We start from the raw sequence: 15526 nt of genomic DNA on the forward strand, positions 1-15526 counted from the left end.
TTTCAACACGCTGCTACAATCCTGTCTTTCTCGATTGATTGTGCGCTATGGGTTTCGAACAACTTGCTGAATTAAAGAAGCAACTGGCCGCGGCACGCGCCGAAGCTGCGCCTGCGGCCAAGCCGGTCGCCAAGCCCGGTGCGAAGCCCGCGCGCAAGCCGTCGCCGCCGCGTCGTGCCGCGCCTGGTCACAAGCCAGCGACAGACGCCAAGCCGGCGGCTGACGCCAGGCCTGCGGCCGACGCGAAGCCGGTGGACCCGGTGGTGAAATCGATCGGGAGACTGCAAAAGCGCTTCCCGAATGTTTTCCCGAAGAATCCGGCGCCCAAGCTGCCGCTGAAGGTTGGCATCTTCGAGGACCTCGTGGTTCATGCGAAGGAGCTGTCGCTGAGCGAAGCCGAGTTGCGCGACGCGATCAAAACCTGGTGCCGTGGCAGCCGCTACTGGAAATGCCTGGTTGAAGGCGCCGCGCGCGTCGATCTGACGGGTGGCGAAGCAGGCAAGGTGACGGCGCAGGAAGCGGCCGGCGCGCAGCGTCTGCAGGCGCATCGTGCGGGCAGGGGCGCGGCGAAAGCAGCGGCTTCGTCGGCTGATTCGTCCGCCAATGCTTCTGCTGCGTCGGCCACTCCGCAAGCCGAGGCAGAGAGCCAGCCGCAAGTCGCTTCGACGGACACCCCCGACGCTGAATCGGCTACACCGCCGGCAGCACCGTCGGCCACCGCCGAAGCGTAAAGCGTAAAGAAAAGGCCCGCCGCCCGGTTAAAGGCGGCTGCCTTGCGCCGCCAGTCGGACCCTCACGAAGCCGACGTGCTCGCGCAGCACATAGAACGCGTCGGCGTATGCGAGCGGCATACGCAAGCGGCTCAGCGAGGCCTCGATATGATCGAGCTCCGCGAACAGCTGCTTGCGTTCCTCCTCGGTCGAATCGGCCAGTGCGCCACGTTCGATCGCAATCAGCGCCCCGTAATAGCGATAGATACGCGAGCGCACGCGCCACCGGTACAGCGCCGGGATCAGGCGCATCGCCGGAAACAACAACACCGCCATCGGCAGCAGCAGAACGAGCGTGCGATCGCCGATGCTCGCGAGCCAGAACGGCAGCGTGCGGTATAGAAAACTCTTGCCGGTCTTGTAGTAGCGCTGCGCGTCTTCGCTGATCTGATATTCATGGGCGACCGGACTCGGAAACTCCCCCGCGCGCTGCAACAGCCCCGGCATGCCGTGCACCTCCTGGGCGGCCTCGATCAATAAGTCAGAAATCGCCGGATGCAGACCGGTCCGGGCCACGAGCTCGACCGTCGGGCTGATCAGATGGATGGTGTCGGGCGGAATTCTGCGCCTGAGATCCAGCACGCCGGGCGGCAGGTCGATCTCGTCGAGGTAGGGAAAGAGACGCGTATAGGCGCTCGCTTCATCGAAATCCATCACCGAGATGCCGGGCACTTTCAGGAGCCGCAGCATCAGGCCGCGCGTCGCGGAGTCGCCGTTGAGGATCGCCGCGTCGACATCGCCGGCCACGAGTTGCGTGGCGGCCTGCATGCCGTCGCTCGGCACCAGCACCGTGTTGCCGCCTGGTTGGATGCCGTTTGCTTCCAGCAGCTTGAGCGAGAGGAGGCGCGTGCCGCTGCCTTCGCGGCCGATTGCAATCCGTTTGCCCTCCAGTTCTGAAAGCTCGCTGATACCCGAGCCGCGATAGAACACCACCACCGGAATATAGAAAACGCTGCCGAGCGACATCAGCGACGAAGTATCGAGCCCATCGGCCACACCGCCTTGCACGAGCGCGAGATCGACGTGCTGCTTCGGGTCCAGCAGACGGCTCAGATTCTGCACCGAGCCATCGGACTCCAGCACCTTCAGCGTGATGCCGTTGCGGGCGAGAATCTTCTTGTACTGATTCGCGGTGACGAGGAACGAGCTATCGTGCGGACCCGCGCTGATGGTGATGGTCTTCGGCGGCGCCGGATCGACCACCCAGACGATGAGCGTGATGATCAGCACGATCAGCGCGGCCACGATGATGTAAGGCAAGGTGTGATCGCGCCACTCGGCGTGCGACTGATCGCCGGGAAAATGCGGGGGACGCGGGCGATACGCTTTCATGGGCACTCCGTGCCGGTAGCCGGGATGAGGCATTGTCCACTGTCTGCTGCGTATCGGCCAAATGTTCGGCATAACCGGCGCCTTGGCGGCCAGGACACGCGTTAGGCCATGGCATAATCTGCGACAGCTTCTTATCGTGTCGCCGGGCGCATGTTGAGTCGTTTCCATCGGAAGATCGGCAGTTGGCTGGGATTGTTTGCGATCCTGATGGCTACGCTCGCGCCAACGATCTCCCATTCGCTCGCCGCACGCAATGGCGGTGAAGCCGGAATGGGAGGCGAGCATTGCTCGATGCCGTCGATGGCTTCCATGCCGGACACGGGCGCGATGTCGTCGATGCCCTCCATGCCCTCCATGCACGATCAGGCCTCGGACGACTCCGGCAGCAAGCACGCTCAACACGCAGCCATGTCCGACGGCGACGCCTGCGGCTATTGCAGTCTGCTCGCTCACATGCCGGCGGTGCCCAGCGTCGAGGCGCTGTTTTTCGTCACCGTCCGTGCTGTCCAGCACACCGTCGCGACCCGCTTCGAACGCGTTCGCCGCGTCGAGCCGCTCACCTTCGCGCAGCCCCGCGCCCCTCCGTTCGCATCCTGATTCGAGTCATACCGTTGCGATGCCATGAGCGCATCGCGATGCCGCCGCACGTCCGTTAGTTGACGCGCGCGCCGGCACTGTCACGACCCATGAACAGGATGAACCATGCAAACCCAGGCAACGCGCAGCGCGCTACCGCTGCGCGCGGCGTCGCTCGTTGCGGCGACCGCCAGCGTATTTCTCTTCGCTCCTTCCTTCGCCAGTGCTCACGCGATTGCGGGTAATCGCATCTTTCCGTCGACAATGGCCGTCGACGATCCCGGTGTCGGCGACGAAGCCAACCTCGAGTACGGCCATCAGCGCGTACCCGGCGACGCCGGCGATCAAAGCATCAATACCTTCGACTTCGAGTACGACAAGCTGATCACACCGCGGCTGGCGGTCTCGGTGGACGGCACCTACGCGATGCAGAACAATCCCAAAGCGCGTGGCTTCGACAACTTCGGTGTCGGTCTGAAGTACTTGCTCTACGTCAACGATGAACACGAGTTCATGACCTCGGTCGGTGTGAACGCTGAACTCGGCGGCACGGGAAGCCGAGCGATTGCGGACAACTTTTCAACGATCTCGCCGACGATATACGCCGGCAAGGGCATGGGCGATCTTCCCGCATCGCTGGCGTATTTGCGGCCGATCGCGATCACGGGTGAAGCCGGCCCGGCGCTGACAACCGGAGCGGGGCAGCCGAACGCCTTCAACTATGGCTTCACGGTGCAATACAGCTTGCCGTATCTGCAGCAGCACGTGCACGACATCGGCTTGCCGCAGCCGTTGGCGAACGTGATTCCGCTGGTGGAAGTTCCGCTCTCGAGAAGCCAGGGGCAGACAACCGGCACGGTCAATCCGGGCTTCATCTGGATCAACCGCTATGGCCAGTTCGGCGTTGAAGCGCAAATCCCGATCAACCGCGCTAGCGGCTCGCATGTGGGCATTCTGGTTCAGGCGCATATTTTCTTCGACGATGTCGCGCCCACTACTATCGGCAAGCCTCTCTTCCAGTAACAGTAACGTATGAACACCGTAACGCAGGAGCAAGCGATGAAAAACGATCGACATGACTGGCTGCGCGCCGCAGCGAAGGTGCCCTTGCTGATTGCCGGGCTCGCGTTCGCGAGTGCCGCTTTCGCCCATGTATTTCCGCAGAAGCAGGAGCCGGGTGCCGGCGCGACGGTGGCGTCGCCCGCTCAGGTCCGCGTGATATTCGACGGGCCGCTCGAGCCGTCATTCAGTTCGCTGACGGTGACCGACGCAAGCGGCAAGCAGGTCAACACGGAGAAGTCCGCAGTCGACGCCCATCAGGCGGCGGCGATCGCTGTGCCGCTACCGACGCTCGCGGCAGGTCACTACACCGTGCACTGGGTGGCCGTGGCTTCCGACGGGCATCGTACGCATGGCGACTACGCATTCGACGTGAAGTAGCACTGAAACCGTGCCGCGCTGCGTCATCGCAATGGTGGCGCGGCGTGTCCGATTTCGCCCGGGATCGGATGCGCTTGAAAAGTACTATCATCGAATGCAGGCGTTAAGCGCCTGGCTGTGCAACGCAGCCGGCCTTGGCCTCCCGGGAGAGAACCCATGGTGGAGTTTGTGAAGGCGCTCCTCGGCGAGGAAAACGGCCATCAGCGCCGCCAGATCGCATGGCTGTACGCGTTACTACTGACTTTCAATATCGCGGCTTGGGTGGCGGCCTTCGTGGCGTTCCGCGGCTATCCGCTGCTGATGGGCTCCTGCCTGCTGGCTTATTCGTTTGGTCTGAGGCATGCGGTGGATGCGGATCATATCGCGGCCATCGACAACGTCACGCGCAAACTGATGCAGTCCGGCCAGCGTCCGGTGACGGTCGGACTGATGTTCTCGCTCGGCCACGCCTCCATCGTCGTTCTCGCAACCATCGGCATTGCGGCGACCGCCATGGCGTTGCAAAGCCGTATAAGTGGCTTCAAGGAAACGGGTGCGATGATCGGCACGCTAGTGTCGACGTTCTTTCTGTTTGCCATTGCACTTCTGAATCTGATCGTGCTGCGTTCGGTGCTGCGCGCTTTTCGGCGCGTGCGCCGAGGTGAGCCTTATGTCGATGAAGATCTCGACATGCTGCTTGCGAATCGCGGCTTGCTCGCGCGTATTTTCCGGCCGTTGTTCCGTCTGATCAGCAGGAGCTGGCACATGTACCCGCTCGGCTTTCTGTTCGGGCTGGGTTTCGATACCGCAACCGAAGTCGGGCTGCTCGGCATATCCGCTGCCGGCGCCGCACAGGGCATGTCGATCTGGTCGATCCTGGTGTTTCCGGTGCTGTTCATGGCAGGCATGACGCTGATCGATACGACCGACAGCATCCTGATGCTGGGCGCCTATGGATGGGCCTTCGTGAAGCCGGTTCGCAAGCTCTACTACAACGTCACCATCACGACGATCTCGGTGCTTGTCGCGCTTCTTGTCGGCGGCATAGAAGGCCTCGGATTACTGGCGGACAAGCTGCATCTGAATGGCGGATTCTGGCAGATGGTGGGCAGTCTGAATGAGAACTTCGGCATGATCGGCTACGCGATCATTGGCGTATTTCTGGCGAGCTGGTTATTGTCGGTCGCGGTTTACAAATGGATGCGATTCGAGGAACTCGAGATCCACTCGTGAGCGTGGCGGCATATCAACGGTCGCGACTGATGACGCTTACGCGGCATTGAGCTAAACCCTTAAGGGCTATCGTCAGAGAATTACAAAAGGCACGCCTGTCGAGTCCTTAGCGGTTCAATACGTTGCGCGATGTTTAGTGAGTTAGTTACGGAAATTGGGTTATTTCGTATCGCTGAACTATACTCAAAAAAGTTTTTCGGGCTCATCACGGTGGGCACCTATCCCCAACAATACATGCAGCAAATCCGATCCTTTTAACCGCATCGCGCGGAATACTTATCGATCGATTGCTGGACACGTGACTGCCGTGCGGCACTCGCCACGTATCTTTGCCTGACCTGAAAAGAACGTGGTTCGCAGTGGAGACACTCATCATGGCAGAAGCAGACAACGTCCCCTATGGGCGCAAGACTCAGCACGCGCCGGCTCTCAAGGAAGTGCACATCATCTGGATTACCGCGGGCCTCGGCTGCGACGGTGATTCGGTATCAATTACCGCGGCGACTCAGCCGAGCATCGAGGATGTAATTCTTGGTGCTATTCCCGGTCTACCAAAGGTGCATTTGCATAACCCCGTATTGGCGTATGAAAACGGCGACGAGTTTCTCAAGCCGTTTCATCAGGCCGCGCGTGGCGAGCTTGAGAACTTCGTGCTGGTAATGGAAGGATCGATTCCAAACGAACGTATCAATCGTGAAGGATATTGGGCCGCACTGGGCACCGACCCCGATACGCAGGAACCGATCACGATTCCGCAATGGCTCGACCGGCTTGCGCCGCGTGCTCTGGCGGTGGTCGGCGCGGGCACCTGCGCGACCTACGGCGGCATTCACGCGATGGAAGGCAATCCGACCGGCTGCATGGGCCTCGCCGACTATCTCGGCTGGGACTGGAAGTCGAAAGCGGGCCTGCCGATCGTCAACGTGCCGGGTTGTCCGGTGCAGCCGGACAACTTCATGGAGACGTTGCTCTATCTGCTCTACCAACTGGCGGGTCTCGCGCCGATGATTCCGCTCGACGAAGCGCTGCGGCCGAGGTGGTTGTTTACACGCACGGTTCACGACGGTTGCGATCGCGCGGGCTCCTACGAGCAGGCGATCTTCGCCACCGAATACGGCAGCCCGAATTGCATCGTCAAGCTGGGTTGCTGGGGGCCGGTCGTGCAGTGCAACGTGCCCAAGCGCGGCTGGATGGCCGGCATTGGCGGCTGTCCGAATGTAGGGGGGATTTGCATTGGCTGCACGATGCCAGGCTTTCCCGACAAGTTCATGCCGTTCATGGATGAGCCGCCGGGAGCGGTGCTGTCGTCGAATCTCATCAAGAGTTATGGGCCGCTGATTCGCAGTCTGCGCAAGCTGACCAGGAACACGCTCAACGACGAGCCGAAATGGCGTCACAACGGTTCGAAACTCACTACCGGCTATCGTCGCTGATCTGGCGGCGTAGTTGGCGGAATTCGACTTGTCAGCAGGGAGAAGGTCATGGCCGTTAGTACCGCACCTGAAGCGACCACCAGTACCCAGGCAGCGCCGGGCAAGCTGGTCGAGATGAACTGGGATCCGATTACGCGGATCGTCGGCAGTCTGGGGATTTACACCAAAATCGATTTTGCGAACCGCCGCGTGGCGGAGTGCTACAGCACGTCGTCGATCTTTCGTGGCTACAGCATTTTCATGAAGGGCAAAGACCCGCGCGACGCACACTTCATCACGAGCCGCATCTGCGGAATCTGCGGTGACAACCACGCGACCTGTTCGGTGTACGCGCAGAACATGGCCTACGGTGTGAAGCCGCCGGCGATTGCCGAATGGATCGTCAATCTGGGCGAAGCGGCCGAATACATGTTCGACCACAACATCTTCCAGGACAACCTCGTAGGCGTGGATTTCTGCGAGAGGATGGTCAAGGAAACCAATCCCGGCGTGTGGGACAAGGCACAGAAAACACCTGCGCCGCACGCGGACAAGCACGGCTATAAAACCATCGCGGACATCATGACCGCGCTCAATCCGTTCACTGGCGAGTTCTATCGCGAGACCTTGATGGTCAGCCGCTATACACGCGAGATGTTCTGCCTGATGGAAGGACGTCACGTGCATCCGTCGACGCTTTATCCCGGTGGTGTGGGGACGGTGCCGACCATTCAGCTGTTCACGGACTACATCACGCGCTTGATGAAGTACGTCGAGTTCATGAAGAAAGTCGTGCCGTTGCATGACGATCTGTTCGACTTCTTCTATGAAGCGCTGCCGGGTTACGAAGAAGTCGGCCGCCGTCGCATTCTGCTCGGTTGCTGGGGGTCGTTCCAGGACCCGAATGTGTGCGACTACAACTACAACACGATGACGCAATGGGGCCGTGGCATGTTCGTCACCCCGGGCGTGGTGGTGGACGGCGAACTGGTGACGACCGATCTCGTCGATATCAACCTGAACATCCGCATCCTGCTGGGCAGTTCCTATTACGACGACTGGGATCACGAAGAGACCTTCGTCAAGAACGATCCGCTCGGCAATCCGGTGGACCGTAAGCATCCGTGGAATCAGACCACGCTGCCGCATCCGCAGAAGCGCAAATTCGACGGCAACTACACGTGGGTGATGTCGCCGCGCTGGCTCGACAAGCGCACCGGCGATCACCTTGCGCTCGACACCGGCGGTGGACCGATCGCGCGCTTGTGGGCCACCGCGTTGGCGGGTCTGGTCGATATCGGCTACATCAAGGCGACGGGTCACAGCGTGAAGATCTATTTGCCGAAAACCGCGCTCAAGCCCGAAGTCGAGTTCGAATGGAAGATTCCGAAGTGGAGCAATGCGATCGAACGCGATCGCGCCCGCACGTATTTCCAGGCGTATTCGGCGGCTGCGGCCTTGTACTTTGCCGAGCAGGCGCTGGCCGAATTGCACGCGGGACGCACTCGCACGTTCAGCGACTTCACGGTGCCGGAAGAGGGCATTGGCTGCGGTTTCCATGAAGCAGTGCGCGGCGTGCTCTCGCATCACCTCGTGATCCGCGACGGCAAGATCGCCAACTATCATCCGTATCCGCCCACACCGTGGAACGCCAATCCGCGCGATATCTACGGTACGCCTGGGCCCTATGAAGACGCGGTGCAGAACACGCCGATCTTCGAAGAGAACGGGCCGGACAAGTTCAAGGGCATCGACATCATGCGCGCGGTGCGCAGCTTCGACCCGTGCCTGCCGTGCGGCGTGCATATGTACGTCGGCAACGGCAAGACGATCGATACGTCGCACTCGCCGACCTTTGGCGTGATGCAGGGAGCGCACACGTGAGCAACGAGAGCGCGGTCGTCGCCCAGCAACGCCGCATCGACGAACTGATTGCGGCGCTCGAGGCGCTTGAGGATCCGCGCGCGCGTGAGCCGGCGAAAGAACTGCTGCAGGTCGTTCTCGATCTGCATACGAACGGGCTCGCACGGCTGATGGAGATCGTGTCCGAGGCGGGCGTGATGGACGACGCCATGATCGAAGCGTTCGAGCGCGACGCCGGTGTGTCCGCGTTGCTGCTGTTGCACGGCTTGCATCCGCAGGATCTGCCGACGCGCGTGTCGCGTGCAGTCGAGAAGATGCGGCCGTTGCTTGGCGTACAGGGCATCCAGATCGAGTTGCTCGACGCCGCGGAGGAGGCCGTGCGTGTGCGCGTGGCCGGCCGTCTGCAGGGCAAGCACAACTCAGTGGGCGAATTGCAGCAGGAAATCGAACGCGCGATTTTCGAAGCGGCGCCGGAAGCGATGCGTGTTGAGATTGCAGGTCTGACGGACGTCAATGTGCACGAGCTGCGCTTTGTGCCGCATCACACCGAGGCGGCGGATGACGTAGCAAAGGACGTGACAAATCAGGTAGCAAATGAGGTAGCAAGCCGGACCGAGGCCGGCGCGCAATGACGCCCGCCGCTCCGACACGCGGCTGGGTCGCGCGGCTGCGCCAATTCGTGCGCAAAGCCGACGAGATCCAGTGCGAGTTGTGCGGCCTGCCGCTACTGCCCGATCATCCGCATCTGTTCGAAACCGCCAAACGACAGCTCTTTTGCTGTTGCCGCGCGTGCGCGCTGCTGTTCGGCAGTCAGCAGAATGCGCGCTATCGTCCGGTGCCGCGCGACGCGCACTATCTCAACGGTTTTCGCATGAGCGATGCGCAATGGGACGCGCTGGCGATTCCTATCGATATCGCGTTCTTCTTTCATGACAGCGCGGCGCAACGCGTCGTGGCGCTGTATCCTGGACCCGCCGGCGGCACGCAATCGTTACTGGAACTGCGGGCGTGGGACGAACTGGTCGCGGAAAACCCGTTGCTCGCGCAACTGCAACCCGACGTCGAAGCGCTGCTGGTCAACCGCAGCGAAGGCGCGCGCGATTACTACCGTGTGCCGATTGACCAGTGCTACGCGCTAACCGGCGTGATTCGCGCGCGGTGGCGCGGACTGTCCGGCGGCAGGGAGGCGTGGGATTCGATTCATCGTTTCTTCGCCGCACTGAAGGCCCATGGCCGCGTGCCGGAGGGCCTGCTCCATGCCTGATCTCGGGTTCACTGTCGAGTCGGCGGAAGTCGTGCCGTTCGCCGCAGCGCCGCTGCTGACGTTCAGGCTGCGTATCGCCAATACCCCGGCGCTGGAAGAGATCGCCAGCATCACGTTGCAATGCCAGATCCAGATCGAAGCAACGCAGCGCCGCTACGCGCCCGCCGAGCAGTACGGACTCGAAGATCTGTTCGGCTCGCCGCCGCGTTGGGGCGAGACGCTGCGCACGCTGCTATGGGCGCATACGTCGATAGTCGCGCCACCGTTTACCGGCGAATGCACGCTCGATTTGCCGGTGCCATGCAGCTACGACTTCAATGTGGCCGCAACCAAATATTTTCACGGCCTTGAAGAAGGCGAGATTCCACTGATGCTGCAATTCAGCGGCACGGTGTTCTATCGCGAAGACGACGGCGCGTTGCAGGCCGCGCCGATTCCATGGCACAAGGAAGCGGCGTACCGGCTACCCGTCGCGCTATGGCGCGACATGATGACCCGCTACTACCCGAACGGCGCCTGGCTGTGTTTGCATCGGGACGTCTTCGATCGCCTCTCGCATTACAAAAGCAGGCGGGGTCTCACGAGCTGGGAGCAGGCGGTGTCGAGCCTGCTCGACGGCGTCGAGGAGGACATATCGTGAATGCGGTCGAGAGCGTGGTTCAGGCGGTGCTGTACGAAGGCTACATGCTGTATCCATACCGGCCGACTTCGGTAAAGAACCGGCAACGCTGGACCTTCGGCGGCGTGTATCCGCGCGCCTATGCCGAGGCGTCGGGTAGCGATCCGTGGGTGACGCAAACTGAGTGTCTGCTGCGCGGCGACGAGCACACCCGCGTGGCCGTGCGGCCCGGTTTTCTGCAGGTGATCGAGCGGATGGTGCTCGACGTGGACGAGGGGTCCGCCGCGCGGCCGGAGTCAGGCGAGCCGGCCTGGCGCACTGTGCCCGTGCTCGATGTCGACGAGCGGCGCTACACCCCATGGCAGGAAGCGGCCGAGCGGCACATCGCCATGCCGGTTCTGATGATGGGCGAATTGCTTGACGCACCGCTGCGGATCGCCTTTTCGTTCGATGCCGCCAGCGATCTCGAACCGCTCGCTGACAGGCAAGGCACGCTGCGTGGCGCTCTGCGCCGTATCCGCACTTCGCTGCAAGGCCATGTCGAATTGAGCGCCGCGAGTGTAGCCGCCGGCGTTTATCGTTTGACGGTGCGTATCGTCAACGAGACCCCGCTCGACAATGCCCACGAATTGAAGCGCGATGCGGCTTCCCTATACGCGCTGGTGTCCTGTCATACGGTACTGACCGTCGAGGGCGGCACGTGGATTTCTTCCATCGATCCGCCCACGGAGCTGGCCGCGGCGGCTGCCGCGAGCCGCAATATCGGCGTGTGGCCCGTTCTCGTGGGTGACGAACAACAACCCGACACGATGCTCGCTTCGCCGATCATTCTGTACGACTTCCCGCAGATTGCACCTGAAAGTGCCGGCGATCTATTCGACTCCACGGAGATCGACGAAATCCTCACGCTGCGCATTCTCACCATGACCGACGACGAAAAGCGCGAAATGATCGCCACAGACGAGCGTGCGCGTGCCTTGTTGGCACGTACCGAAAGTCTCGGTGCCGAGCAGATGGAAAAATTGCATGGCACGTTACGGCAGGTGCGCGTACTCGACGGGGCGAGTGTCGGCGGATTCTCACCGCTGGAAACACCCGCCATGCCGGTCTCACCATGGGCGGAACTCGACGCGCGGCCGCATCTGGCTTGCGTGCGGGTGGCGGGCGTCGAGATCCGGATCGGCGATCAGGTGCGTTTGCGTCCACGCGGTCGCGCGGACATCTTCGATATCGCACTGAGCGGCATGGTTGCCACGATCGAATCGATCGAGCGCGATTTCGACGATCACGTGCACGTTGCCGTGACGGTCGACGACGATCCCGGCAAAGACTTCGGCCTGCAGCGCATGCCCGGCCATCGCTTCTTCTTCGGCCCGGACGAGATCGAGCCCCTGGTCAGTGGCGCCGGCCCGTCCAGGCCATTCGGCTCGTTCAGTCAACCGAGTCGTAAAGGAGGGCACGCATGAGCGCGATTCTGGTGGCGGGCATCGGCAATGTGTTTCTCGGCGACGATGGTTTCGGCGTCGAAGTGGTGCGCCGACTGCGGGAGAAACTGGCGGCCGGGGAATTGCCGGCGTTCGCTGATGGCGTGAGCGTGGCGGACTTCGGCATTCGCGGCATCGATCTCTGCTATGCGCTGCTCGACGGCGTGGACAGCGCGATTCTGATCGACACGACGCAGCGCGGCGGCGCGCCGGGCACGCTGTATGTGATCGAGCCGTCCGTGGAAAATGCCGCCGGCGATGAGCCGGGCGATCCGTATGCGGCGCCGATTCTGATGTCGCCGCACGAAATGGATCCGGCCAAAGTGCTGCAAACGGTGCGGATGCTGGGCGGTGGCTGCGAGGACATTGTCGTGCTCGGGTGCGAGCCGCAAGACTTCGGGTTCGAGCACGGCGAGGAAGGCAGGATGGGGTTGAGCGGCACGGTGGCGGCGGTCGTCGAGCAGGCGGTCGAACTGGCTGTGACGCTTGTGATGGCAAGGATGGAACGGTTGCCCGCGCGAGCCGCCTGAGCGCTCGGGCTGCGGGCGGCTAAGCGGTGGGCCGTCACGGATACGGTGTGAAATAACTGAAGTGGGAGGCGTCATGAAAGGCTTTCTGAAGTACCTCTTGTTGCCGGCGTTGGTGCTGGGCGTGATGGCGAATATGAAGGACATCAAGCGCTATATCCGTATCCGCAACATGTAGGCGACAACAGTCAGGGAGGTGGCCATGAGCACGCATTCACAGCCTGCAGGACAGTCTTCACCTCCACTCCCGATGGTTCACGGACCGGTCGGTGAGGAAATCCGTGTGCGCGGACTGGTGCAAGGCGTCGGCTTTCGCCCGACCGTATGGCGGCTCGCGCATGCGTGCGGTGTGGTCGGCGACGTGCGCAACGATAGCGACGGCGTGCTGATTCATGCGTGGGGCGATGCGTGGATGCTGCAGCGTTTCATCGAAAGCCTGAGCGTGGAGTGTCCGCCGCTCGCACGCATCGACGCCATCGAGCGGCATCAACTGAGTGAAGCGGCCGAGGCCAGCGATTTCCGTATCCTGGCGAGCGAGACCGGCCATGTGCAGACCGGGATCACGCCTGACGCAGTGATCTGCGCGGACTGTGCCGCTGAGATCGCCGACCCGGCGAATCGCCGTTACCGTTATCCGTTTACGAACTGCACGCATTGCGGACCACGTCTTTCGATCGTCCAGGCCATTCCCTACGATCGCGCCAACACAACCATGGCTGCTTTCGACCTCTGTGATGCGTGCCGCGCCGAGTACGAGAATCCCGCCGACCGACGCTTTCACGCGCAACCGGTTGCGTGTCCTGTATGCGGCCCGCGTGTCTGGCTGGAAACCCGGCACGGCGCACGGGCTGATGGTGACGATCCCTGTCGTGCGGCAAGCCTGCTGTTGCGGCATGGTTCGATCGTCGCGATCAAAGGCCTGGGTGGTTTTCAGCTTGCCTGCGACGCCTGCGATGAAGCCGCGGTCGCCCGTTTGCGTCAATTGAAACGGCGCGAGCGCAAACCGTTTGCACTGATGGCGCGCGACCTGCAGGCCGTACGCCGCTATTGCAAACCCGACGAGACAGAGCTCGCGCTGCTGCAGAGCGCGGCAGGACCCATCGTCATCCTGCGCGCCGACGGCGCGGAGTGCGTCGCATCTGGCGTCGCGCCGGGTGTGGGCACGCTCGGTTTCATGCTGCCGTCCACGCCGTTGCATCGGTTGCTGATGGAGTCGATCGACACGGCACTCGTGGTGACGAGCGGCAACACGAGCGACGAACCGCCGTGTATCGACAACGTGGATGCCCGAGCGCGTCTCGGCCGTATTGCCGATGTTTTCCTGATGCACGATCGCGATATCGCACGCCGGGTCGACGATTCGGTGACCCGCGTGGTGCACGGCGAACCGCGTGTGCTGCGTCGCGCGCGTGGCTATGCGCCTGCTCCGTTGCGGTTGCCGGCGGACTTCGCCGAAACGCCGGCGGTGCTGGCAATGGGCGGCGAACTCAAGAACACCTTCTGCCTTGCGGGCAATGCGCAGGCAATCGTCTCGCATCATCTCGGCGATCTGGAAGACGCGCTGACCTATGCGGACTATCGTCGCTCGGTGGCGCAGTATCTGCGCCTGTTCGAACATGAACCGCAGGCGGTGGCGCTCGACTTTCATCCCGAGTACCTGTCGCGCAAGATCGGCTATGACCTCGCACAAACATGGCAGGTCCCGGCGGTCGAAGTGCAACACCATCACGCGCATCTCGCCGCGTGCATGGCGGAAAACGGCGTGGCGCTCGATGCGCTGCCGATGCTCGGCGTCGCGCTCGACGGTCTCGGTTATGGCGACGACGGCACGCTGTGGGGCGGAGAGTTCATGCTGACGGATTATCGCGGCTTCACGCGTCTCGGGAGATTCAAACCGGTTGCGATGCCCGGCGGCACACGTGCCGTAGACGAACCGTGGCGCAACGCTTACGCGCATCTGCTGGCGGCTTTCGATTGGCGCGGCTTCACGCGGCAATACGCGGGACTCGACATACAGCAGTTCCTCAGCAGCCGTCCGCGCGACGCGCTCGATACGATGATCGCGAAACGCGTCAATAGTCCGCTGGCAAGCTCTGTGGGGCGTCTGTTCGACGCCGTGGCGGCGACACTCGGCGTGTGCCGGGAGCGCGTGCTTTACGAAGGGCAGGCGGCTATCGAGCTCGAGGCGCTGGTCGATCTGCACGCGCTGCGAAACGACAGCGACGCCCACGCTTACCCATTTGAAATCATCAGCACCATGCCGGACGGTCTGCGGTGCATCGAGCCGCAGCCGATGTGGGAGACCTTGCTGGACGACCTGTTGCGCGGCACATCCGTGCCGGTGGTCGCAGCGCGGTTTCACAAGGGGTTGGCCATTGCGATCGTCCGAATGGTCGAATGCCTGGCCGACCTGCTGACAGGACCCGTCGATGCACGCAGTGTGGCGCTGTCCGGCGGTGTTTTCCAGAATCGCATCCTGTTCGAACAGGTAGCCGGGCGGCTCGGTGCAGCCGGTTTTCGGGTGCTGACGCACCGGCAGGTGCCGGCTAACGACGGTGGGTTGTCGCTGGGGCAGGCGGTCGTGGCGGCGGCCAAGGGGCGCGACGGGTTCTGATCGTGGCGCTGAGGCGGCGGTGTAGCGGTAGTAACGCGGAAGTAGCAGTGCAGAAGTAGCGGCGCACAAGCGGGTTAAAGGGAGAACACCATGTGTTTGGGCATCCCGGGACAGATCGTCGAAGTGACCGATGCGGCGAACGATCTCGCGCTCGTCAACGTCGGCGGTGTGCGGCGCGTGATCAACATTGCCTTCGTGATCGGCGAGGGACGGACGGCGAACTCGTGCGTCGGCGAATGGGTGCTGGTGCACGTGGGCTTCGCGATGAGCCGGCTCGATGAGCAGGAAGCGGCGCGCACGCTCGCGTTATTGCACGAACTGGGCGTCGCGCAGGGCGAGATGGACGACATGGCCAAGGTGGGCGAACTGCAGGACGAGCTGCGCGAAGAATTGCGCAGCGCGCCTTAAGCGTC

16 protein-coding genes are annotated in these 15526 nt (G+C 62.4%); 15 read left to right on the forward strand and 1 reads right to left on the reverse strand.

The window, feature by feature from the left end:
- The first annotated feature begins 47 nt into the window (after positions 1 to 47).
- Positions 48 to 731, forward strand: a complete 684-nt coding sequence (locus KHO30_RS14475; RefSeq protein ID WP_200619380.1) for a ProQ/FinO family protein — start codon at positions 48 to 50, stop codon at positions 729 to 731.
- 27 nt (positions 732 to 758) lie between these two features.
- Here KHO30_RS14475 and KHO30_RS14480 read toward each other — a convergent pair whose 3' ends face one another.
- On the reverse strand, positions 759 to 2102 hold the full coding sequence (locus KHO30_RS14480) for a TAXI family TRAP transporter solute-binding subunit (RefSeq protein ID WP_200619379.1): 1344 nt from the start codon (positions 2100 to 2102) through the stop codon (positions 759 to 761).
- Between the two features lie 150 nt (positions 2103 to 2252).
- Here KHO30_RS14480 and KHO30_RS14485 point away from each other — a divergent pair, with 150 nt between their 5' ends.
- The 14 genes from KHO30_RS14485 to KHO30_RS14545 all read left to right on the forward strand — a co-directional run bounded on the left by KHO30_RS14485 (position 2253) and on the right by KHO30_RS14545 (position 15521).
- Positions 2253 to 2699 (forward strand): DUF2946 domain-containing protein, encoded by a 447-nt coding sequence (locus KHO30_RS14485; protein WP_211701355.1) that lies wholly within the window; start codon positions 2253 to 2255, stop codon positions 2697 to 2699.
- A 105-nt stretch (positions 2700 to 2804) separates the two neighbouring features.
- Entirely contained in the window at positions 2805 to 3701 is an 897-nt protein-coding gene (locus KHO30_RS14490) for a hypothetical protein (RefSeq protein ID WP_211701356.1), read from the forward strand.
- Positions 3702 to 3737: 36 nt separating this feature from the next.
- Positions 3738 to 4118, forward strand: a complete 381-nt coding sequence (locus KHO30_RS14495) for a copper resistance CopC family protein (protein ID WP_093642880.1) — start codon at positions 3738 to 3740, stop codon at positions 4116 to 4118.
- 156 nt (positions 4119 to 4274) lie between these two features.
- Positions 4275 to 5330, forward strand: coding sequence for a HoxN/HupN/NixA family nickel/cobalt transporter (locus KHO30_RS14500; protein ID WP_211701357.1), 1056 nt, complete (start codon positions 4275 to 4277; stop codon positions 5328 to 5330).
- Positions 5331 to 5704: 374 nt separating this feature from the next.
- On the forward strand, positions 5705 to 6763 hold the full coding sequence (locus tag KHO30_RS14505; RefSeq protein WP_054043013.1) for an NADH-quinone oxidoreductase subunit B family protein: 1059 nt from the start codon (positions 5705 to 5707) through the stop codon (positions 6761 to 6763).
- 48 nt (positions 6764 to 6811) lie between these two features.
- A complete protein-coding gene (locus KHO30_RS14510) occupies positions 6812 to 8626 on the forward strand; it encodes a nickel-dependent hydrogenase large subunit (RefSeq protein WP_211701358.1) in 1815 nt (604 codons plus the stop codon).
- Complete coding sequence (locus KHO30_RS14515; protein ID WP_211701359.1) at positions 8623 to 9237, forward strand: NifU family protein; 615 nt, start codon at positions 8623 to 8625, stop codon at positions 9235 to 9237. The genes KHO30_RS14510 and KHO30_RS14515 overlap by 4 nt, the downstream gene beginning before the upstream one ends.
- A complete protein-coding gene (locus KHO30_RS14520; RefSeq protein WP_211701360.1) occupies positions 9234 to 9869 on the forward strand; it encodes a DUF5947 family protein in 636 nt (211 codons plus the stop codon). The genes KHO30_RS14515 and KHO30_RS14520 overlap by 4 nt, the downstream gene beginning before the upstream one ends.
- Positions 9862 to 10509, forward strand: coding sequence for a DUF6084 family protein (locus KHO30_RS14525; protein ID WP_211701361.1), 648 nt, complete (start codon positions 9862 to 9864; stop codon positions 10507 to 10509). The genes KHO30_RS14520 and KHO30_RS14525 overlap by 8 nt, the downstream gene beginning before the upstream one ends.
- Positions 10506 to 11954 carry a hypothetical protein gene (locus KHO30_RS14530; protein ID WP_211701362.1) on the forward strand — a complete coding sequence of 483 codons (1449 nt, stop codon included), beginning with the start codon at positions 10506 to 10508 and terminating at the stop codon, positions 11952 to 11954. The genes KHO30_RS14525 and KHO30_RS14530 overlap by 4 nt, the downstream gene beginning before the upstream one ends.
- Positions 11951 to 12502, forward strand: coding sequence for a hydrogenase maturation protease (locus tag KHO30_RS14535; protein ID WP_211701363.1), 552 nt, complete (start codon positions 11951 to 11953; stop codon positions 12500 to 12502). The genes KHO30_RS14530 and KHO30_RS14535 overlap by 4 nt, the downstream gene beginning before the upstream one ends.
- Before the next feature lie 73 nt (positions 12503 to 12575).
- Entirely contained in the window at positions 12576 to 12677 is a 102-nt protein-coding gene (locus KHO30_RS39735) for a DUF6893 family small protein (RefSeq protein WP_372341842.1), read from the forward strand.
- Between the two features lie 24 nt (positions 12678 to 12701).
- The gene (gene hypF / locus KHO30_RS14540; protein WP_244864032.1) at positions 12702 to 15113 is read left to right on the forward strand and encodes a carbamoyltransferase HypF; all 2412 of its coding nucleotides are present in this window, start codon (positions 12702 to 12704) and stop codon (positions 15111 to 15113) included.
- A 90-nt stretch (positions 15114 to 15203) separates the two neighbouring features.
- Entirely contained in the window at positions 15204 to 15521 is a 318-nt protein-coding gene (locus tag KHO30_RS14545; RefSeq protein WP_093642850.1) for a HypC/HybG/HupF family hydrogenase formation chaperone, read from the forward strand.
- Positions 15522 to 15526: the final 5 nt, after the last annotated feature.

It is taken from the genome of Paraburkholderia aspalathi (assembly GCF_905220735.1).
Taxonomy (GTDB): Bacteria; Pseudomonadota; Gammaproteobacteria; order Burkholderiales; family Burkholderiaceae; genus Paraburkholderia; species Paraburkholderia aspalathi.